The following is a 21,239-nucleotide window of genomic DNA, read 5'->3' as shown; positions in this document are numbered from 1 at the left end:
AGTATTTAATTATATTAAGATTTGACGCTTGAAGGTATTATATCATTTGTAACTACGATTGTTTAATATTAAATTTGCAATTAAGATTAATCTAGAAATAAGGTGTATTAATTTTTAAAGTATACTTGCAATTTTTAATTTTTCTGATAAGATTATGCAGTTGTTAAATATGCGGTTTCTAAACACCCGCATCATCAAAATTTAGGAGGAATTTAAATTGTTTAACGAAGTTTTTGGTGTGTTAACGTTTTTAATCACATTTTTATTATTAGTCGCAATGTATCGTTTTTTTGGAAAACAAGGATTAATTGCTTGGATTGCAATTGGTACAATTATTGCTAATATACAAGTAATAAAAACAGTAGATATTTTTACTATTTCTGCAACGTTAGGTAATGTAATGTTTGCATCGATATATTTAGCTACTGACATTTTGAATGAAATATATGGTAGAAAAATTGCAAAGCGTGCGGTTTGGTTAGGTTTTAGTTCAACTTTAGTCATGATTATTGTCATGCAACTATCGTTACACTTCACCCCATCTCCCGTGGACACGACTCAAGGTGCATTAGATACAATATTTAATCTTGTACCTAGAATAGCGTTAGGTTCTGTTATTGCATATATCATTGGACAGCACTTAGATGTATTGCTGTTTTCATTGATTAAAAAGGTATTCAGTTCAGATAGTACATTTATTATTAGAGCATATGGAAGTACGATAATTAGTAATATTATAGATACAGCATTATTCGTAGCTATTGCGTTTTTAGGGACAATGCCAAATGAAGCAGTTTTTGAAATTTTTATAACAACTTACTTGTTGAAAATAATTTCTACAATATTTAACGTGCCATTCGGTTACTGGGCAAAATCTATGTATCGAAAAGGTAAAATACAAAATTTAGATGAAGGTTACTAAAAAACTCTGAAATTGGTTATATACCAATTTCAGAGTTTTTTTGATTTAAAATAGTGATGATTTGTTCTTTTAAAATTTCAAATGTTTCATAACCATCGCTAGCTAGAAAGTGCCCTTTGTGTGGAATATGAATTGTTTGAGTTCCTAAAGATTTAGATAATCTATCTGTTGCGCTAATACTAACAACAGGGTCATAATCACTACCGATAGTAATAATATGTTGAGCATTAATACGATCAAGTTGAACGTTACTTTGATTGATATAATAATCTAATTCTGGTAAATTCTCTAATGTTTCATTAAAGCCTGAAACTAAAAACAACCCTTTAATATGCGGGTATTGAGAAAGTTGAGATAAATAATTAAGTACGGTTATTACTCCAAGGCTATGAGCGACAATAAGCGTTTCAGAATTCAATTTATGTGCCATACTATTGTGTAATGCTTTGTACCACTGATCTATATCTGGATGATTTGAATTTGGTAAATGTATGACTTCAACTTTATAATCAGAAGCTTTCATTTTAGTAGCTAACCATTGAAACCAATGACTATGAGTATGTGCTTGGTAACCATGTATAATAAACATATTTTTCAAAGTATCAGACCTCTCTTGCTTAACTCCGACTATTTAAGTATAAATTCAATATATATCTAGGATACGAAAAATATATTGAATTTCCAACTGATATGGTTAGTGCTTATATAGTATAAATGAAATAGTTTTGATAAGATAAGATTAACTTAAATAATGTGGGTGAATTTATGGCGAAAATATATTTTGATGCAGCTACTGCCGGTAATCCAGGTGAAAGTGCTTGTGCAGTTGTCATAGTAACAGACAACGAAAGAATTCAGTATGATACTAGTTTGGGTGTAATGGATAATCATAGTGCTGAATGGGCCTCGTTGGTGTTTGCCTTAGAAAGTGCTGTGAAACACAAAGTGACGACGGCGATAGTTTATACGGATTCAAAATTAATTGAAGATAGTTTGAATAAGGGACGCGTAAAAAATGATAAATTCAAACCTTATTATCGTGAAATGTTAAAATTAGAACAACAGTTTGATTTACTTTTTGTAAGGTGGATTCCTAGAAATCAAAATAAGGAAGCAAATCATCATGCTAAAAATGCACTGTATAAAATCACTAAAAATAAAAAAGGCAAATAATATAAAAAGTGGCTGCTAGCTTTCCGAATGGATTGCTGACAACCACTTTTTTATTTGTATGCTTAACTGAAATGAGTAGATAAGTATTTTCCTGATACGTATAACTCATGTTCGTTACAGATATTTAATATCTTAGTGATATCTGTACCAAATTTCATATCTTGTAATAATGTTGTTGTATCTAAAGGCACTTCAGTGTGAATTTTAGCTAAAGACTTGGAAACCTTTAAGTTTTGCATATCATTATTTATTTTATTCTGTTGACCAGGTGTCAATTCATCTATTGCGTCAACGACAGATTCTACAGAACCATAATTTTGAATAAGTTTAATTGCCGTTTTTTCTCCTATGCCTTTTACGCCGGAATAACCATCTGCGCTATCTCCCATAAAGGCTTTTACATCAATAAGTTGTAACGGATTCAATCCATATTCACTTTGGAATCTATCAAGCGTGTAGCGATTATAAATGCTGAACCCCTTTTTAGTTAACCAAATTTCTACATTGGGATTGATACATTGTAGTATGTCTTTATCACCAGTTACTACATAAACTTGATTTTCATCAGAATATTGATGTGCTAACGTTCCAATAACATCATCAGCTTCATAGTTCTGAACGCCAATATTAACAAAACCAAATTGATTGGAAACCTCTTTCACATAATCAAATTGAGGGATAAGTTCTTCAGGTGGTGCTGGTCTATTTTGTTTATAACCATCAAACATATCATTTCTGAAAGTGGATTTCCCCATATCCCAGCATACAGCTACATGTGTTGGCTGTATGTCATTGATTGCGCTAAACACGTGACGCACAAATCCTTGTATGCCATTTGTAGGTGTACCTGAAGAATTGCGCATAAATTGTTTGTGAAGACTTGTAGCATAAAAATGGCGGAATAATAAAGCCATGCCATCTATTAGTAATATTTTATTAGACATTTTGTGTACCTCTTTCTTGTTTACAATAGCACTTTTAATTGTGCGTTCGTTTCTTGCAATTGTTGAATCAATGCATCATCGATTTCAAATGATAATAATTCTTTGATTTGACGATGAATATCACTTTCAAATTGCTTGAATTTTGTTTCAGCATTCTCGTTCATAACTAAGACGATTTCATTGAGTGCTTTTCTAAGATTAGCGATACAAGGGCCAAGTAACTTGATTGTTTCTTGAGTAATTTGTTCTTGTAACTCACCTTGTGTCTTAGGTTGCAGGATATTCTTTTTAGAAAGTGATTTAGGTAATGCATCAACCATATGACTTAACTCAACTTTTAAATAAGGTTCATCTAATTCAATATTGTTTTTATCAAATTTTGGTTCAATAAACACATGCAATTGTTCAAGTTTTTGCTTTAACGGTGCAATTTCATTATGCAATTGTTCGTGGAAATATTTTTTGACGCGTTCAACAAGTAAGGATTGCTCCAAGTACAAGCGTTGATGAATTTGATCTAAATAAATTTTTGTAGATAGACGTTTTTCTTCGTTGAAATTACTATTTTTTGTCATTTGTCCATTATAAATAGATTTTACTTCATCTTGTAATTGTAATTTCAAGCGTTCGTTTAAGTGATAGATTTGGTCTTCTACCTCATTTGAAGCACGTTGTTCTGCAGTTTGTAATATGTTATAACTCAACACTGTTGATTGTTCATAATTTTTTAATTTTTGTTTACGTTGTTCAATTTGAGCTTTGTTGTTCTTTGTTTCTTCAATCATTTGTTCAAACGCTTCGGAAATGTGTGTGAGTTGTTTTAACATTTGTTGTTGAAGTATATATTTAGATTCAACTTGAGTAAAGTGTTGAATACTCTCTTGTAATTTATCTATTCCTTTATCGCCAGACTTAAGTGCTTCTCTACTGGAAACAGCAAAAATGTCTGAATCCATGTTAACTTGAGTTAAAGCATCACCAACATATTCTATCACAGCATTTAAATCTTCATCAGTTTCTGCTAAGTCAGTAGCATTAATAATCATTTTGAAAGCTTGATTTTCATTTAATTGATTCATTTCTTTCATATGTTCAATAAAGCGTTTGTCATTGTTTGTAAACGAATGATTAAAATAACTGACATATAAGATTAAATCTGAAGATGTTAGTATTTTCTCAGTTTCATTTGTATGACGTTGATTATTGGAATGTAATCCTAGGGAATCAACGATGATTTTATCTTTTAACCAATCGATTGGTAGTTTAAGGTGTACTGTGTTTACAAACGTTGCATACTCATCTTCTGCACTCCATTTTTTAATATCATTTTGTGGAATAGTGTGTGTTTGACCTTCTTCTAACATGTGTTTATACATACTGTAATGTTTTTCAACTGCGTTCACAAAAGCCAATTGATTTTTTTCAAAAGTTGCTTTGATTTTATCTGTATTTTTACTTAAAAACGTTTCAATACTATCAAATGCTTTATTTTCAATTTCGAAAACTTGATTTAACTCGTCTAAAAGTTGTTCAGATGATTTAAGTGTAATCTGACTTTCATGTCCATAAGTTAATTCAGTCATTGCTGCAGTGGTTGGATTAGGTGAACTGACTAAGTGCGAACCACCTAATAAGGCATTAATCAAACTACTCTTACCTGCACTAAATGTACCAAAGACCCCTATTTTCACAACTTTATTTTCTAATCTCGTTAATGTATCATCAATGTCTTTTTTTGTTTGTTCGAATAAAGGTATATCTTGAATTAATTCAAGTGCATTTTTGATGTTTTGCGTATTGTCTTGGTTATCGTAATGTTTCTCAATTGTGTTTCTTTTACTCATCTTGACAGTATCAGTATTGTCTTGTGCTGTGTATTTGATTTCTGTTCGGTCTATTAATTTATCTAAAGAGTCATCCATATGAATGTAATAATGCATATAGTTTTGTGTTTCCAGAGACTCTCTCAAATTACGCATTTCCATAAATTTCAAATAATCATTATAATCGTCTTCTTGTTCTGTACCGATATCATTTGCTTGTGAATGTTTAATGGCCTTTTTAAATAATGGTTCAGATTCTTTTGCAATAAATTTTTTAAGTGAAGCCATCAAATCATCTGCAAATGTTAAAACGTATTGATTACTAATTGTTATTTGCATTTGATATAAATCAGTTATGAGTTCTGGGTGTATTGTATAATGTTGATTAAGAATGTCGTCATTTACCTCTGAAGAATTTATAAAACGTGTTAAAAATGACATGTCTTCTCTTAGTGGTTGTCTGACTTCTTGATTTACTTTGTCTTGGAGTTGTTCTACAACTGCTGTTAATCTCTTTTGTTGTTCTTCTAATGTTTTTTGTTTTTTATTAAATAAACCACCGACTTTAAAGTCTTTCGTACGACTTTCTAAATAAATTTTGATTTTTTCTCTAGTATCATGCGTCATGATATATGCATTATCTAAAATATCTTTACGTTTTTGCTTTAAAAAGTCATATAATTCATCAGGGTTATTTAATAACTTGGCTTCTTCACTGACCTCTTGGTTTTGTTGGAAATTGAGATAAGCTTGGTCAAAATCCGCTTCGAAAATATCAAGTTGATCTAAAATATCTTGAATTTCATATTGAACATAAGACAATTGTTCATCAGTAATAAATTTAACAATTCGTTCCACATAATCCTCGATAGATTCTCTATGGGTGTCTTTTTCAATTAAATAATTAGAAAGCGTGTCAATTTCATTATATTCATGATCATATTTTGAGACATAAAATATTTGATCTAATTCGATTTCCCACTCAGCGATTGATTTCTCTACACGATCTTTAAATGTCTCGAAAGTAATTTCTTCTTCGCTATGTTTGTCTATTTGATTAATTACAAATACCACTGGCACATTTGCTGCATTTAACTGTTTCATAAATTGGAAATTTAAAGCTGACTGCACATGGTTGTAATCTACTGTATAAAAAAGTACATTACTCGTATACATAAATTCCTCTGTACTTGATTGGTGTGTTGCAACATTAGAGTCTACACCAGGTGTATCTTGTAACGTGAAACCTTTTTTGAATTTATCTGATGGGAATTTTATTTCTACAGATTCTACATCTATGTTTTCACGATTCATTTGTTTAACTTCATCGTAATTATTTAATAATGTATATTGTTGATTACTTAAGTTTGCGATAATTCCTGGTTCGTCTGACACAGAAACAATAGCCGTATTACTTGTTGTTGGTACAGGCGAACTTGGCAAAATACTTTCTTCTAAGAGTAAGTTAATTAAAGTAGATTTACCTGCTGAGAAGTGGCCTACAAAAGTTGCAGTGTATTGTTCTAAGTATACCTTTTTAATAACTTGATTGATGATGTGGACAAGACGTCCATTATTTGATTTTTCAACTTCTTTTTTTAGTTTATATAAAATATCGAGTTGCTCAGTATTAGACATTATATGTATCCCCTTTGATTACTTGTATGTAATTAATCTTATTGTATAACAAATTATTGTTTGTCTAAAGGTAGTAAGTGAAATTAAATTTCTTTTAATTCCGTATTAATGATAATTTGTCTTAATGTTACGTTATGTACGTAGTGTATTCTAATCACTTAGCATGATTATAGAAATGTGTTGTTATGATATAAAACAATCGTAATAAAAAAGTCACTCCAAACAAATTTGGAATGACACCAGCATAAGGTAGTTTATGATGAACTAATCTATATATACGCTTCAGTATTGATAGTCTGTCTATTGTTTTACTCAGTCTTTAAATACCTACTTATTATTAACTCCCTTTAGGTTTATTGTAATCAGTATTTGGCTTATTGATACCTATGTTTTCTTTTAAATAAAGACTTGGATCTTTAGCGATTTTAACAACGACAGCTGCTACACTTTTTCTAGATACTTCTGTACCTTTGAATGATTCGTTTTTTTGAGTAATTTCATAATCAATTTCATTTGTATGTGTTAACCATGCTGGTCTAAAAATAGTATAGTCTAGCCCTGAACTTTCAATAATATCAGCTGCTGCTTTATAAACAGGTAATCTATCACCTATTTGTTCTTGAACCCATTCCCCAAACTCTCCTGGGACCTCATTATATATACCTAAAGATGTTACGAAGACTAAACGTTTCACATCATTTGTTTGCATTGCTTTTACAATAGTTGCTGCTTCTTTATCAAGGTCTCCTGATAAACTAGCTAAGACGATATCTACATCGTCCATTGCACTATTAACATCGTCAAAGTTAGTAGCGTCACCTTCTCGCACACGAATTCTATCTGATGCAAAGTCAGGTAACCTATTCGCATCTCTTAAAAATAATCTTAAGGTATAGGATGTGTTTTCTAAAAAAGAATTAATAGCTGCTTTAGAAACTGCACCATTTGCCCCTAGAATTAATACTCTTGTCATCCAATCACTCCAATATTATATTATTGTTTTTAATAACTTTGCTATTTAATCAAAAATATTACTTCGTTTCTTTTCATTACTAAGACTGAAGTAGACTTATTACATATAATCTGTTTAAACTCACAGTACTATAGTTAACCTCTTTACCCTCATATTAAACTTAAAACATACTTGATTACAATCTGAGTGCTTAATTGATTACTATAATGTATTGATGATTAATCACCATAGCTATATTAGCGATATGCATTTTTGTACATATAATGTGTGGAATTGTAAAATCTCTAGATATGTTAAGGGAGTGGGACAGAGATTTAATATTTCTAATAAAATTTCGTCGTATGTGTCAGCCCGACACAGGTGACAGTAAAATGTAATACAATCGTTGGAACGCTTGAATAAGAACTACTTGATTACAATAAATGAAGTAGTATTTCTTTAATAGTTTGATATAAGCGCATTTTCAATTCAGTCAGCCACTGACAATATAAAAAATGAGACTGAGACATGTGATATGTCCCAGTCTCTCAACATCTAGAGATCTAATTGTAATGATAAGCTTAAATTGTTAACGAATTACAGGGTTTTTATCTTTCTTAATTTTAAAGTATTGAGAAATGCTATAGACAATAATACCAATCCATATAAATATGAACGTTACTAACTGGTCAATATTAAATGGTTCTTTAAATAAGAATATCCCTAATACAAACATCAATGTTGGAGCGATGTATTGAATGAAGCCGGTTAATGACAATGGGATTCTACGGGCACCTGCTGAAAACAATATTAGCGGAATCGCTGTAATCGCCCCTGAAAATAATAGCCAAAATGATGAACTATTAACTCCTAGAGAAGAACTTCCTTGTTGCCATATATACCATAGATATATAAAGCCTGCTGGAGCAGTAGCAATACATTCTATAGTGATACTGCTAATGGCATCTATCGGTACTAGTTTTTTAATTAACCCGTATAAACCAAACGAACTTGCTAATAATAGCGAAATACCTGGGAATACACCCATTTTTAATGTCATATAGAGCACACCTATAACTGCTAATGCAATTGCGATCCACTCTAATTTATTAAAACGTTCTTTCAAGAATATGAGTGCAAATATAATACTTACGAGTGGATTAATATAATATCCTAAGCTAGTTTGCAGTACGTGACCATTTGCTACAGCCCATATGAATGTGCCCCAGTTAATTGTAATTACATAACCTGCTGCAATAATAGCAATGAGTTGAATTGGGTTTGTAAAGAGTTGATGAACATCTCGTTTAAAGGGTTCAGTATTTTTAGTGAACACTACAACAAATAGCATAAATATCATCGAAAGCACAATTCTATATGCTAAAATTTCAAATGCGCCTAATTCTCTAATTAAATCCCAATATATGGGTAGAACACCCCATAAAATATATGCACCAAAAGCAAATACGATTCCCTTTTTAAATTCAGTGTTCAAAAGATGCACCTCTTTCTACTTTTCACTCTATTAAATTTTTAATTTTGAGGTTTTCTCTTACCCCAATACTGATAATACGTACATTCAATATATCCATTAAATAACTTTCTACGCTTAGTTGCCTTCTGGTTAACTAAATGTTCAAATTCTGTACTACTTGTCAAAATATAAGTTGATAGATGAGGATGTTGTTGCATTAGTTCACCTATATAGCGATACATAACTTCTACTTCATCACGGTCCCCAATACGTTCACCATATGGCGGGTTGCCTATAAGTGCGATTGGCTCATCTGTATCTATTGTAAGTGTATTAACATCTTTCACGCTAAATTGAATAATATCAGCTAATCCCACTTCTTCAGCGTTTCTGCGTGCAATATCTATCATTTCTGGATCGATATCCGAAGCATAAATTTCAAGTTTTCTATCGTAATTAGCTTGTTGGTCTGCTTCGTCTCTCATTTCATCATATAAATTGTCAGGCATCATGTCCCATTTTTCAGAAACAAAATCGCGATTAAATCCAGGAGCAATGTTTTGCGCGATTAAGCAAGCTTCTATCGCTATTGTGCCTGAACCACAGAATGGATCTATTAACGGCGTGTCACCTGTCCAATTCGCTAAACGAATTAAGCTTGCTGCTAGTGTTTCTTTGATTGGTGCTTCACCTTGAGCTAAACGGTAACCACGTTTATTCAACCCTGAACCAGAAGTGTCTATTGTAAGGAGTGCATTATCTTTTAATATTGAAACTTCTACTGGGTATTTTGCACCTGTTTCATTTAACCAACCACGTTCTTGGTACGCACGTCTTAAACGTTCAACAATTGCTTTTTTTACAATTGCTTGGCAATCAGGCACACTAAACAACGTTGATTTCACACTACGGCCTTGTACTGGGAAATTACCATCTTGTTCAACGATTGTCTCCCATGGTAAGGCCTTTGTTTTTTCAAATAACTCATCAAATGTAGTGGCTTTAAATTGACCTACTACAATTTTAATTCTGTCGGCTGTACGTAACCATAAATTACACTTAACAATTGCAGATTCGTCACCTTCAAAAAATATTCTGCCATTTTCGACAGTTGTTTCATAACCTAATTCTTGAACTTCTTTCGCCACAACTGCTTCTAATCCCATAGGACATACGGCTAATAATTGATACATTAGTTTGCTCCTTCTTAAATAAAGATTTACTTATATTTTATCAAAAAAATTTTTAAATAGATATGACATTGTACTAAGTTCTAATGCAACTCAGTTTAATGAATACCTTCTATAACTTTAGAAATTAAAAAAGCTCTCCTATGTGGGAGAGCTTGGGTCTAGTGATGATATTTCTGTAAGCCATGTTTTGTACCGTTGTACTGCAATCGTGTACTAGATACACTCGTACGCTGGTGGTAACCATCTGTCTACATGCTTTTAAAAGCATGTCCTATTTATACGTTGAATTCCGTTAAATAAGTGCTCCTACCTAATTTGGATTGCTCACTCGAGGGGTTTACCGCGTTCCACCTTTTATATTTCTATAAAAGCTACGTCACTGTGGCACTTTCAAACTATTTTAACCGTATCTATAAGACTTAGGTTATTTCATTGCCATCAATTTAATGCCTTGACTTATTTTTTCATCAAGCACGAACACTACAATCATCTCAGATTGTGTGAGCATGGACTTTCCTCTATATTGCTATAGCGATCACCCAAAACACCATCTTTGAAAGTATACCATGCTTTAGACGGCTAAACAAATAAAATAAACCAAGTTTTGAATGAAATCAAAACTTGGTTTTATGTAGATGAAGCTATATCTACGATTTGCACACACTATAATTATTCATTAGCGTGTTATTTTCCAAATACCGCTTTTTCTAAGTTAGAAATTCTTTTTAGAATATCAACATTATTATTGTTATTGTTGTTATTACTCTTAGTTGCAGCATTACTATTGGAAGAGAAATTCTTATTTTCTTGTGGTCTTGACGTCGCTACACGTAATCTAAGTTCTTCAAGTTCTTTTTTTAATTTGTTATTTTCTTCGGAAAGCTTAACAACTTCACTATCTAAGTCTGACATTTTTTGATAATCCGCTATGATGTCGTCTAAGAAGGCATCGACTTCTTCCCTTCTATAACCACGTGTCATAGTTTTTTCAAAATCTTTTTCATAAATATCCTTTGCTGATAATTTCAATGAAATATCTGCCATTTTTTCCCACCTCATTCGAAACTTTGTTCTTGAGACCACTGTAAATCATTGATGAACTCAGTTAATTCATCGAACGTCACAATGTCACAAGTATAATTTGTTTTTTCCATAAAATCAAATAACATTTGCTTGAAGAATTTTGGACTTGCTTCTTGCTCCTCATCATATATTAATAATGTTTGATCTGTATGATCTAACATGAACTGATCTGTCTGTTTAAATTGATGAGGTCCTTCGTATGGTGAATGAAACACACTATCTACAAAATCAGCCTTTTGCGTGATATTTTGATATTTAGCTTGATTTTGTTCGTTCCATCTATCGCTGTGACCATAAAATGGTGTAATAATACCTAATTTAAGTTCTGGATATGTTGCCTTCAAATCAAGTACTACTTCTGCTGTCCATAACTCTATACCCATCTGTCCTTGTATTAATACCCATTCTAAGCCTTCTTCAATCAATTGGTTTAATTTATGTGCTATAAATTTTTTTAAATAGGAAACTTCTGGAGCATCATCTTTGAAAATATTAAGTTCATAAGATTTATAGCCTGTGACATAAACTGTTTTTATCATAGATACAACTCACTTCTTTGAATATAGCTTAAATCATATTGAACAGCCTTTATTTTTTCTGTGAACAACTTTCGGCTTGAGCGTTTAAAGTGGCACTCCACAGATAATTCTTCGATATTAGAAACTAATAAATCAAATTTTTGTTTGTTCATATATTGCAAGCGAAGTATTTGAGTTTCATATTGAATAAAGGATGTGAGTAATTCATCAATATTGTTCGTGAATGGGACGACAACAGAATAAAAATCATAATCTTCGCCAGATGCTTTTACGGATTCATATTTATCTTGCATAAGCTGTACATCATCTAATAATTGCGTAATTAACTGTTGCATGAAGTTTCCTCCTACACAATAAATTTACCATAAAAGATAATGTGAGTCATTTCTAAAGCGTCGTCTTACATTTATGTTATAATAGCGCCTTAATTAGTTCCAAATATTGTTTAATTATGCAAAGCACGTTAAAATGTACTTGATGTATTTGTAAATACATTGGTTCATATTTCAAGGTTTGGAAAAATTTGCCAAAGTCGGGTATAATGGAAAAAGTTTTTGATTTCCAAACTAAAGTGGTGAAAAACAATGAATTACCCTAATGGGAAACCATTTAATAGAAATAAGTCTCAAGTCGGACGAACTCATAAGGGTCAAACGGGTAAAATAGACTATGGTGGCAGAGGTATGACGCTTGAAAATGATATCGAACTGTCGAACACATACTATTTGAACCATGGAATGGCGGTTATACATAAAAAACCAACGCCTGTTCAAATCGTAAATGTTCATTATCCTATGAGAAGTAAGGCTGTAATTAATGAGGCTTATTTCCGAACGCCGTCTACAACTGATTATAATGGTATTTATAATGGACATTACCTTGACTTTGAAGCGAAAGAAACGAAAAATAAGACTTCTTTCCCATTGAGTAATATGCATGAACACCAAGTTTCACATATGGCGTCTTGTTTCAAACAAAATGGGATAGTATTTTTATTAATTCGATTTAAAACGCTTGATGAAGTATATCTCCTTCCCTATTCTAAGTTTAAATATTTTTGGGAAAGACATACGAATAACATTAAAAAGTCGGTAACGGTTGAAGAAGTAAGAAAAAATGGTTACTATATTCCTTATCAGTATCAACCACGATTGAATTACCTCAAAGCTGTTGATAAGTTGATATTAGATGAAAGTGAGGACCGCGTATGACGGAGAAAAAAAGGACTTCCCAATCTAACAAGAAAGGCAAGTCCGATCAAAAAAAGAATAGGAATATTAAACGAACGATAATCAAGATAATTGGCTTTCTTATCATTGCGTTCATTGTCTTAGCGTTAATAGGTATCTTGTTATTTGCTTATTATGCTTGGAAAGCTCCAGCGTTTACTGAGTCAAAATTACAAGATCCAATCCCAGCTAAGATTTATGATAAAGATGGAGAATTGGTGAAAACAATTGATAACGGACAACGACGTGAACATGTTGAATTAGATGAAGTGCCTAAAGGAATGAAGGATGCTGTATTAGCTACAGAAGATAATCGCTTCTACAGTCATGGTGCACTAGACTATAAACGTCTGTTCGGCGCTGTTGCCAAAAATATTACTGGTGGATTTGGTTCGCAAGGTGCATCGACTTTAACACAACAAGTTGTTAAACGATCATTCTTGACAGATAAAAAATCTATTGCACGTAAGGCACAAGAAGCGTACTTATCATACAGATTAGAACAAGAGTACAGTAAAGATGAAATATTCGAAATGTACTTGAACAAGATTTATTATTCTGATGGTGTTTATGGTGTGAAAGCGGCAGCTAAGTATTACTTTGATAAAGAATTGAAAGATTTGACTTTAACTGAAGAAGCATATCTTGCCGGTTTACCACAAGTACCAAATACGTATAATGTTTATGATAATCCTGAAGAAGCGGAATCACGTAAAAACACTGTGCTTTATCTCATGGAATATCATGATAGGATTTCCAAAGAAGAGAAAGAAAAAGCACAAGATACTAAAATACAAGATACACTTGTTCAACGAACTAATGAAGAGCGACAAGTAAGTAAAGATGATTCTAAAAAAGAATATGATTCATATATTAACTTTGTAAAATCAGAACTTATGAATAATAAAGAGTTTAAAGATGAAGATTTAGGATCTGTATTAAATAGTGGTATTAAGATCCATACAAATATGGACAAAGACGTTCAAGAAACATTGCAAGACCGTATTAATAATGGTAGCTACTATAAAAATGAGGATCAACAAGTTGGTTCATCTATTGTAGATAGTGAAACTGGCGAACTTGTTGCAATATCTGGTGGTCGAGATTATAAAGACGTCGTTGATAGAAACTTAGCAACAGACGCACACCCTACCGGATCGTCATTAAAACCATTCTTATCTTATGGCCCAGCAATTGAAAACATGTCTTGGGCAACTGACCATGCTATGAAAGATGAAGAGGAATACCAAGTTGATGGTGTTACATTCAGAAACTATGACATGGAAAGTCACGGAACGGTTAAACTTTATGATGCATTACGTCAAAGTTTCAACATCCCTGCCTTAAAAGCTTGGCAATCAACGAAAGAAAATGCTGGAAATGATGCACCGAAGGAATTCGCTGAAAAAGTAGGATTAGAATATGAAGGAGATATTGGACCTTCTGAAGTACTAGGTGGTTCTGCATCTGAGTTCTCACCTACACAATTAGCATCAGCATTTGCATCAATTGCAAATGGTGGCGAGTACAACAATGCGCATTCAATTGAAAAAGTTGAAAAACAAGATGGCGAAGTCATTGAATATGACCATACAAGCAAAAAAGCTATGAAAGATTCTACTGCTTATATGCTAGCTGAAGTGCTAAAAGGTACATTTGAAGCTTATGGTTCTGCATATGGACACGACATCTCTGGAGTAAACATAGGCGCTAAAACAGGTACAGGTACGTATGGACAACAAACTTACCAACAATATAATTTACCTGATGATGCTGCTAAAGATGTTTGGGTTAATGGTTTCACGCCTAAATACAGTATGTCTGTATGGATGGGATTCAATGAAGTTAAACAAGGTGGAACTAACTCCTTTGTAGGAAGTGATGAACAAGAATATCCTCAATTCCTATTAGAAGATGTAATGTCTACTATTTCACCACGTGATGGTGAAGACTTTACGAAACCAGACTCTGTTAGCGGAGACAGTAAAGATAATTTATCAGTTAAAGGTGAGTCTGATGACAATACAACTGATAAAGATCCTAAAGGTCAAGGCAATAACAGCGATTCAGACAGTGACTCAGATAATGATTCAGACAGTAATAGTTCAAGTAATAACAATACTGGTAGCACAAATACCAATAATACAAGTGGTACAAATACTACCAATGCAAACGGTACAAATACTACCAATGCAAATAGAAGTGGCACAGCTACTTCAAATAGTACACAATAACAAGACTTCAATTTTAAAAGACCCGGTTTCCATATTAATTGGAAATCGGGTCTTTGTTTTTAGTTAAAGTACATTTATACATATTAATTCATCAAAATAAATACAATAATGAATTAAAAACAGCGTAATTCTTCTAACTTTGAGAGCTTACATTGTTTTTATTGTTTTAATGTTTGTTTTTTAGACGAATTTGATAAGATGCGTTCATTTTAATAAGTTCTGATTTTAATGTTTTCATTTGGCTGTAACCCATAAAATGATATTTACGTGCTATCATATAATGATACCTTTCTTCGAAATTCATTGGAACGACAGCATATTCATTTAAGTATTTAAAATCAATAATTTCAATACCATTAATTTGTTGAAAGTAAAGTTGAATCAGATTAAAGTATTGATCTAACAATCGTTTTGCTTCTGGTGATTTTAGTTTTTTTACTTTCGCATATGAATCCAATTCCAGTTCTAACTTTGTAAAATCTTCTTTTGTAATCATTTTGTTCATGCCTCTTTCAAACTTGCCTTATAGCGCTTTTGACCTTCTCTACAATCTTCGAATAATGGGCAAACATCGCATTTCGGTTTACGTGCTAAGCAATGATAGCGACCGAAAAATATGAGTTGATGATGTGTTTTGTTCCATCTTTCTCTAGGAACTACTGTACACAATTTATCCTCTACTTGACGTACATTATCTTTCCATCGACATATACCTAAACGTTTTGAGATACGTTCTACATGTGTATCTACAGCTAATGAAGGTTCTCCAAAAGCTACGCTCATAACAACGTTGGCCGTTTTTCTACCCACACCTGCTAAGCTTTCTAACTCAGCGTGTGTTTGAGGAATCTTACCATCAAATTTATCTAAAAGCGATTGACTTAATTTTTGAATATTTTTGGCTTTATTTCTATATAAACCAATAGTACGTATATCATTTTCTAGTTCTGAAATATCCACACTTAAATAATCTTCTGGTGTTTTATATTTTTCAAATAAAGGTTTCGTAAGTTTATTTACAGAAATATCAGTTGTTTGTGCAGATAAGAGTACAGCAATTGTAAGTTCAAATGCATTGTCATGTACAAGTTCACATTCAGCATTTGGAAACATTTCAGCTATGACATCAACCATTTCAAGTGCTTTTTTATTACTTACCATTTGGATTCTCCCCATTCAGCCAATCAAATTTAGGGACCTTACTAACTGTATGTTTCATTTTAGGTTGGTTAAATTGGCGGCTAATTTTTTTCGAATCTTCAATCGTTTTTACATTATTCTTTTTCCAATTTAGTAAAATACGATCGATATATTTAAAACTCATTTTATTTTGGCTCTCTGCTTCGTTTAAAGCAGCTTGAATGACACTTAAATCATGTTTATCTATATCTAACCATTGATTTAATGTTTCTATCTCATATGGAGATAAAGGTCTGCCAAACGCTTGTTCTATTTTTTGAAATAATGTATTGAACTCTAGCTCAGATTCATGTTCGACTTGTTTTACATTCATTTGTTGCATAATTTCACTTAACCTATCATAGAATTGGTCAAGGTTCATATATTCAGTGAACTTGCCTTCTTCATCCTTATTAACATTAAGTTCTAGTAAATCATGCTGTATTAAAGTTTGAATGATTGAAGTGATTTCTCTTGAATCTAATGCAGATCCTTGCTGTAAAGTTTCAATTGAAGGTTGCTTATTAGATGTTTCAGAGGCATGTAATAATTTGATTAAAATCACTAACTCTGTTTCATTTAAGCCTAATTTATTGTAATGATCAAGTAGTTCTTTTCGAATTACAATAGGTCTCGTTTTTAATTGTTCTCTATCCAAATTAACCCCTCCCATCTTTGATATTGTTATAAAAACGTCCAGCCATTATTTGTGGACTGGACGCTGTTTGTGAATCTTATTATCTTATTTAAAATATTATGGATATAATCGATTAAGTAAGCGTGGGAATGGTGCTGTTTCACGAACGTGATCCACACCGGATAACCAAGCCACAGTTCTTTCTAAGCCTAAACCAAAACCACTATGAGGTACGCTACCATAACGACGTAAATCTAAATAATAGCTATAACTTTCAGCGTCTAAGCCATATTCATTAATACGTTGCTCTAGTAAGTCAAGGTCATTTATACGTTCAGACCCACCTATAATTTCACCATAACCTTCAGGTGCAATTAAATCTGCACATAGTACAGTATCTTCATTTTCTGGATTCGGTTGCATATAAAAAGGTTTAATTTTTGTTGGATAGTTAGTGATAAACACTGGTAAATCATAATGATTAGCGATAGCCGTTTCATGAGGAGAACCGAAATCTTCGCCCCATTCTATATCGTCAAAACCTTGTTCTTTTAAGAATACTACAGCATTATCGTATGTAATACGTGGGAATGGTGTAGTTACTTTTTCAAGTTTAGATGTATCACGTTCTAATACATTAAGTTCAAGTTTACAATTTGTCAATACAGATTGAATCACATATGTCACATATTGTTCTTGAACTTCTAAACTTTGTACATGTTCACAAAAAGCCATTTCAGGTTCAATCATCCAGAATTCAATTAAATGACGACGTGTTTTAGATTTTTCAGCACGGAATGTTGGACCAAACGAGAACACTCTACCGTGAGCCATTGCAGCAGCTTCCATATAAAGCTGTCCACTTTGTGATAAGAACGCGTCTTCATCAAAGTATTTTGTATGGAATAGCTCACTTGTGCCTTCAGGTGCACTTGCTGTTAAAATAGGTGGATCAATTTTTGTGAAACCATTGTCATTAAAGAATGCATAAGTTGCACGAATAATCTCGTTTCTAATTTTCATTACAGCATGTTGTTTTTTAGAACGTAACCACAAATGACGATGGTCCATTAAAAATTCTGTACCATGGCTTTTAGGTGTAATTGGGTAATCATGAGCTTCTGAGATTACTTCTATTGATTTCACTTGCATTTCATAACCAATATCTGAGCGATTATCTTCAGAAATAACGCCAGTAATATAAATAGATGATTCTTGTGTTAATTCTTTAGCTAATTTAAATGTTTCCTCAGTTACTTCTGCTTTTGCTACGACGCCTTGCATAAAGCCTGTACCATCTCTTAATTGTAGGAATGCTATTTTCCCACTTGAACGTTTATTAGTTAACCAAGCGCCAATAGTAACTTCTTGGTTAAGATATTGTTTAGCTTCTTTAATCGTTGTCTTCATAGCCAGTCTCCTAATAATATTGTAGTCTTCTTTTCTTTATCCTTATATATTTTAACAAAATAGATGTATAAGTTCTAGTTGTGGGTGCTGAGTTTATTGATTACGTTTGTCCTCTTTTTTTAATTTCTTGAGTATGCTTGAAAATTGTTTGATATCACCTTTATTTTGACGGTAACTCTCTAACGATTGTTCAAAAAATTGTTTGTAATTACTACGAATTAAGCGATCATCAAAGGATACGATAATGCCTTTATCATTTTCACTACGTATCAATCTACCGAGGCCCTGTCTGAAACGCGTTACAGCATCAGGTAATACATAATCTTTGAATGTAGAAGTAAACTCAGATTCCATTAACCAATATTTTGTATTGTTTTGATTCATAAAAGGTAACTTAGCAATCATGACGCATTTTATGCCATTAGATTGAAAGTCAAAGCCTTCAAAAAATGTATCTGTGCCAAGTAAGATTGCTTTATTAAAACTATTAAATTGTTGAACAATCTTATAGTTTTGATTTTGCTGTTGTGTCAAAACGACATAGTCTTCAAATTCCGGCAATTCATTTAATAACTCTTGAACCATATGCATCATTTTATAACTTGTAAATAGTATTAAACATTTAGACTCTACAATGTTAATATACTCAATCACGTAATTAACGATAGAACTCACATAATCATCAATACTTTTATAATTATATGAAGCAACATCATTAGGTATGAATACGGTAGTTTGGTTTGGTGACATTACCTTCGAATCAATCTCATACGTGTTAAAGACGATATCTTTATTAAACCAATGTTTGAAATTTTCAAATGAATGGTTAAACGTTAATGTGCCTGAAATAAATGTAAGTGATTTAAATTTATCTAATACTTGTGTCGTTAATATTTCTTTAACATCATAGTCTTTGACATTAAGTCTAATTGTTGATTTTTGATTTATATTTTTAATTGATAAATAACTTGTGTGGTTATTTTTTAAACTGTGCTCAATTTCTTTAAAACGATCATTAATATAAAGTATTTGTTTGCGCACAGACTTGATTGTTTTGTGACTCATACCATTGAAGAATTCTAAAGTCATATTGAGTTTATGAATAATTGAATGTAAATCGTTCAAAATTGGTGCAACGTCAAAATGATAGACAAAATGGAGCTTGTGAACTTCATCGTCATGCACTTCAGAACTTTGAATGATTTCAAAAATAGTAGTGAATAATTGTTCATTTAAATCATGTATCTCATTGACTGTTGTTTTTAGCCCGAAAACATCTATAGGCGGTATGTCTAATTTTTCAAGTATTCTTTGTTGTTCTAAATGATCGATAGATTTAAGCAACTTATCATTTTCTGTCTTACCAATTAAGCCGAGTTGATATTTGATATCAGAATAACTCAATTCATTGGTTACTTGGCTTAAAGCATAGTCAGGCAAGCGATGTGCTTCGTCGATAATACAATCATCAAATAATTGATAAATAGAATTATCATGTGCAGCATGTATTAAATGGGCATGATTTGTAATACCAATTTGAATATTTTGTGCATTTCGTTTAATGAAGTTGAAGTAATGTATATCATTTCGAACAGGTACATAAGTCTCTAGCTTTTGTTCGAAATACATTTTTTGTCCGCCCTTTAAGTCTAGTTCTTGAATATCACCTGTGTCTGTTTCGGTAATCCAAATTAATAATTGCATTTTTAATATACCGACTTCATAATTACTGGCTTCTTCTTTCAAGATTTGGCTGATTAAACCTAATGAAATATAATCACGTTTACTTTTTATTAAAGTAGCATTTATTTTGAAATCTAAAGCTTGTTTAAGCGCAGGTATATCTTTTTCCAATAATTGGTTTTGTAATAATTTAGTATTAGTTGAAATCATTACGTGTTTACCAGTTTCAATGTTATACATTAAAGAAGCGAGTAAATACGCAAATGACTTGCCACTTCCAAGTGGTGCTTCAATCATTGCTTTTTCACTATTCATTAATTGTTCTAAAATAATCTCTGAAAGATATAATTGTTGTGGTCGATAGGTCAAATTAAGTTCCTTAGTAATCAAGGTATATAAATCTTTCAAAGTGCCATCAAAATCTACTGTTGGTGCTTTGAAATCTTTTTGTTTTTTATAAATAATTTGTTCGAATTGGTCATAAACATCCTCTAGTGGCTTATCTTTATGATTACGGACCATCTCAAATAAAATATCATGTAAATCATATTTTAAATTCTTACTTAAATAATATAGTTGTTTCAAAGTATCTAAAGGCAACATTTCGAATTTCTCAAATGCGAGTATCATAAGTTGCGCTGTTGTAGCAGCATCTTCGTCAGCACGGTGTGCATTGTTTAGAACAATGCCATGTGCTTCTGCTAACTCACTTAACTGGTAACTTTTATCTGTTGGAAACGCGACTTTAAATAATTCTAACGTATCCATTACTTTTTTGGGACGATAGTTGATATCACAATTTTTAAAAGATTTTTTTATAAAGTTCAAATCAAAAGCAACATTGTGTGCCACGAAGATACAACCATCAATTTGTTTATAAATATCTTCAGCTATTTCATGGAAATATGGTGCTTGATTTAACATTGCTTCTTCTATTGATGTTAATGCTTGTATAAAAGGAGGAATTTCTAAATCTGTTTTAATCATTGAATGGTACGTGCCGATTATTTTATTTTCACGAACAAAAGTAATACCTATTTGAATGATTTCATCATAGTCTAATTGGTTTCCTGTTGTTTCTAAATCCATAACGGCGTAACACGGTTTTGTCATTCTCATTCCTCCT

18 protein-coding genes and 1 other RNA gene are annotated in these 21,239 nt (G+C 32.0%); 4 read left to right on the top strand and 15 right to left on the bottom strand.

Going from position 1 to position 21,239, the window contains the following annotated elements:
* Window positions 1–217: 217 nt before the first annotated feature.
* Window positions 218–922, top strand: a complete 705-nt coding sequence (locus SOJ_RS08185; RefSeq protein WP_002507598.1) for a queuosine precursor transporter — start codon at window positions 218–220, stop codon at window positions 920–922.
* Between the two features lie 16 nt (window positions 923–938).
* On the opposite strand, the gene SOJ_RS08180 is transcribed toward SOJ_RS08185, so the two are convergent.
* Window positions 939–1,520, bottom strand: coding sequence for an RBBP9/YdeN family alpha/beta hydrolase (locus SOJ_RS08180; protein WP_002507597.1), 582 nt, complete (start codon window positions 1,518–1,520; stop codon window positions 939–941).
* Window positions 1,521–1,687: 167 nt separating this feature from the next.
* Here SOJ_RS08180 and SOJ_RS08175 point away from each other — a divergent pair, with 167 nt between their 5' ends.
* Window positions 1,688–2,095, top strand: coding sequence for a ribonuclease HI family protein (locus SOJ_RS08175; protein ID WP_002507596.1), 408 nt, complete (start codon window positions 1,688–1,690; stop codon window positions 2,093–2,095).
* 62 nt (window positions 2,096–2,157) lie between these two features.
* Here the strand turns inward: SOJ_RS08175 and SOJ_RS08170 are convergent, their stop codons facing one another.
* The 9 genes from SOJ_RS08170 to SOJ_RS08135 all read right to left on the bottom strand — a co-directional run bounded on the left by SOJ_RS08170 (window position 2,158) and on the right by SOJ_RS08135 (window position 12,076).
* Window positions 2,158–3,039 carry a 5'-3' exonuclease gene (locus tag SOJ_RS08170; protein WP_002507595.1) on the bottom strand — a complete coding sequence of 294 codons (882 nt, stop codon included), beginning with the start codon at window positions 3,037–3,039 and terminating at the stop codon, window positions 2,158–2,160.
* Window positions 3,040–3,059: 20 nt separating this feature from the next.
* Entirely contained in the window at window positions 3,060–6,500 is a 3,441-nt protein-coding gene (locus tag SOJ_RS08165) for a dynamin family protein (protein ID WP_002507594.1), read from the bottom strand.
* Between the two features lie 337 nt (window positions 6,501–6,837).
* Entirely contained in the window at window positions 6,838–7,473 is a 636-nt protein-coding gene (locus SOJ_RS08160; RefSeq protein ID WP_002507593.1) for an SDR family oxidoreductase, read from the bottom strand.
* 568 nt (window positions 7,474–8,041) lie between these two features.
* Complete coding sequence (gene rarD / locus SOJ_RS08155) at window positions 8,042–8,947, bottom strand: EamA family transporter RarD (protein WP_002507592.1); 906 nt, start codon at window positions 8,945–8,947, stop codon at window positions 8,042–8,044.
* Window positions 8,948–8,985: 38 nt separating this feature from the next.
* Window positions 8,986–10,119: a THUMP domain-containing class I SAM-dependent RNA methyltransferase gene (locus tag SOJ_RS08150; RefSeq protein WP_002507591.1), complete on the bottom strand. Its 1,134-nt coding sequence runs from the start codon at window positions 10,117–10,119 to the stop codon at window positions 8,986–8,988.
* A 171-nt stretch (window positions 10,120–10,290) separates the two neighbouring features.
* Window positions 10,291–10,666, bottom strand: an RNA gene (gene rnpB / locus SOJ_RS14200) — RNase P RNA component class B.
* A gap of 137 nt (window positions 10,667–10,803) precedes the next feature.
* Window positions 10,804–11,163, bottom strand: coding sequence for a cell division regulator GpsB (gpsB, locus tag SOJ_RS08145; protein WP_002507590.1), 360 nt, complete (start codon window positions 11,161–11,163; stop codon window positions 10,804–10,806).
* An 11-nt stretch (window positions 11,164–11,174) separates the two neighbouring features.
* Entirely contained in the window at window positions 11,175–11,741 is a 567-nt protein-coding gene (locus SOJ_RS08140; protein ID WP_002507589.1) for a DUF1273 domain-containing protein, read from the bottom strand.
* Window positions 11,738–12,076: a DUF1798 family protein gene (locus tag SOJ_RS08135; protein WP_002507588.1), complete on the bottom strand. Its 339-nt coding sequence runs from the start codon at window positions 12,074–12,076 to the stop codon at window positions 11,738–11,740. The genes SOJ_RS08140 and SOJ_RS08135 overlap by 4 nt, the downstream gene beginning before the upstream one ends.
* Window positions 12,077–12,325: 249 nt before the next feature.
* Here SOJ_RS08135 and recU point away from each other — a divergent pair, with 249 nt between their 5' ends.
* Entirely contained in the window at window positions 12,326–12,952 is a 627-nt protein-coding gene (gene recU / locus SOJ_RS08130) for a Holliday junction resolvase RecU (protein WP_002507587.1), read from the top strand.
* Window positions 12,949–15,204 carry a transglycosylase domain-containing protein gene (locus SOJ_RS08125; RefSeq protein ID WP_037539524.1) on the top strand — a complete coding sequence of 752 codons (2,256 nt, stop codon included), beginning with the start codon at window positions 12,949–12,951 and terminating at the stop codon, window positions 15,202–15,204. The genes recU and SOJ_RS08125 overlap by 4 nt, the downstream gene beginning before the upstream one ends.
* 166 nt (window positions 15,205–15,370) lie before the next feature.
* Here the strand turns inward: SOJ_RS08125 and SOJ_RS08120 are convergent, their stop codons facing one another.
* The 5 genes from SOJ_RS08120 to SOJ_RS08100 form a co-directional block, all read right to left on the bottom strand.
* Window positions 15,371–15,700, bottom strand: coding sequence for a YpoC family protein (locus SOJ_RS08120; RefSeq protein ID WP_002507585.1), 330 nt, complete (start codon window positions 15,698–15,700; stop codon window positions 15,371–15,373).
* Window positions 15,701–15,705: 5 nt separating this feature from the next.
* The gene (gene nth, locus SOJ_RS08115; RefSeq protein ID WP_002507584.1) at window positions 15,706–16,365 is read right to left on the bottom strand and encodes an endonuclease III; all 660 of its coding nucleotides are present in this window, start codon (window positions 16,363–16,365) and stop codon (window positions 15,706–15,708) included.
* Entirely contained in the window at window positions 16,355–17,041 is a 687-nt protein-coding gene (locus tag SOJ_RS08110; protein WP_002507583.1) for a DnaD domain-containing protein, read from the bottom strand. The genes nth and SOJ_RS08110 overlap by 11 nt, the downstream gene beginning before the upstream one ends.
* Before the next feature lie 96 nt (window positions 17,042–17,137).
* Window positions 17,138–18,430 carry an asparagine--tRNA ligase gene (gene asnS / locus SOJ_RS08105; RefSeq protein ID WP_002507582.1) on the bottom strand — a complete coding sequence of 431 codons (1,293 nt, stop codon included), beginning with the start codon at window positions 18,428–18,430 and terminating at the stop codon, window positions 17,138–17,140.
* A 93-nt stretch (window positions 18,431–18,523) separates the two neighbouring features.
* Complete coding sequence (locus SOJ_RS08100) at window positions 18,524–21,226, bottom strand: helicase C-terminal domain-containing protein (RefSeq protein ID WP_002507581.1); 2,703 nt, start codon at window positions 21,224–21,226, stop codon at window positions 18,524–18,526.
* Window positions 21,227–21,239 lie beyond the last annotated feature (13 nt).

The organism is Staphylococcus sp. OJ82 (assembly GCF_000294465.1).
GTDB lineage: Bacteria > Bacillota > Bacilli > Staphylococcales > Staphylococcaceae > Staphylococcus > Staphylococcus equorum.
The sequence above is the reverse complement of the archived record's forward strand: the minus strand, read 5'-3'. Positions and strand labels throughout refer to the sequence as shown.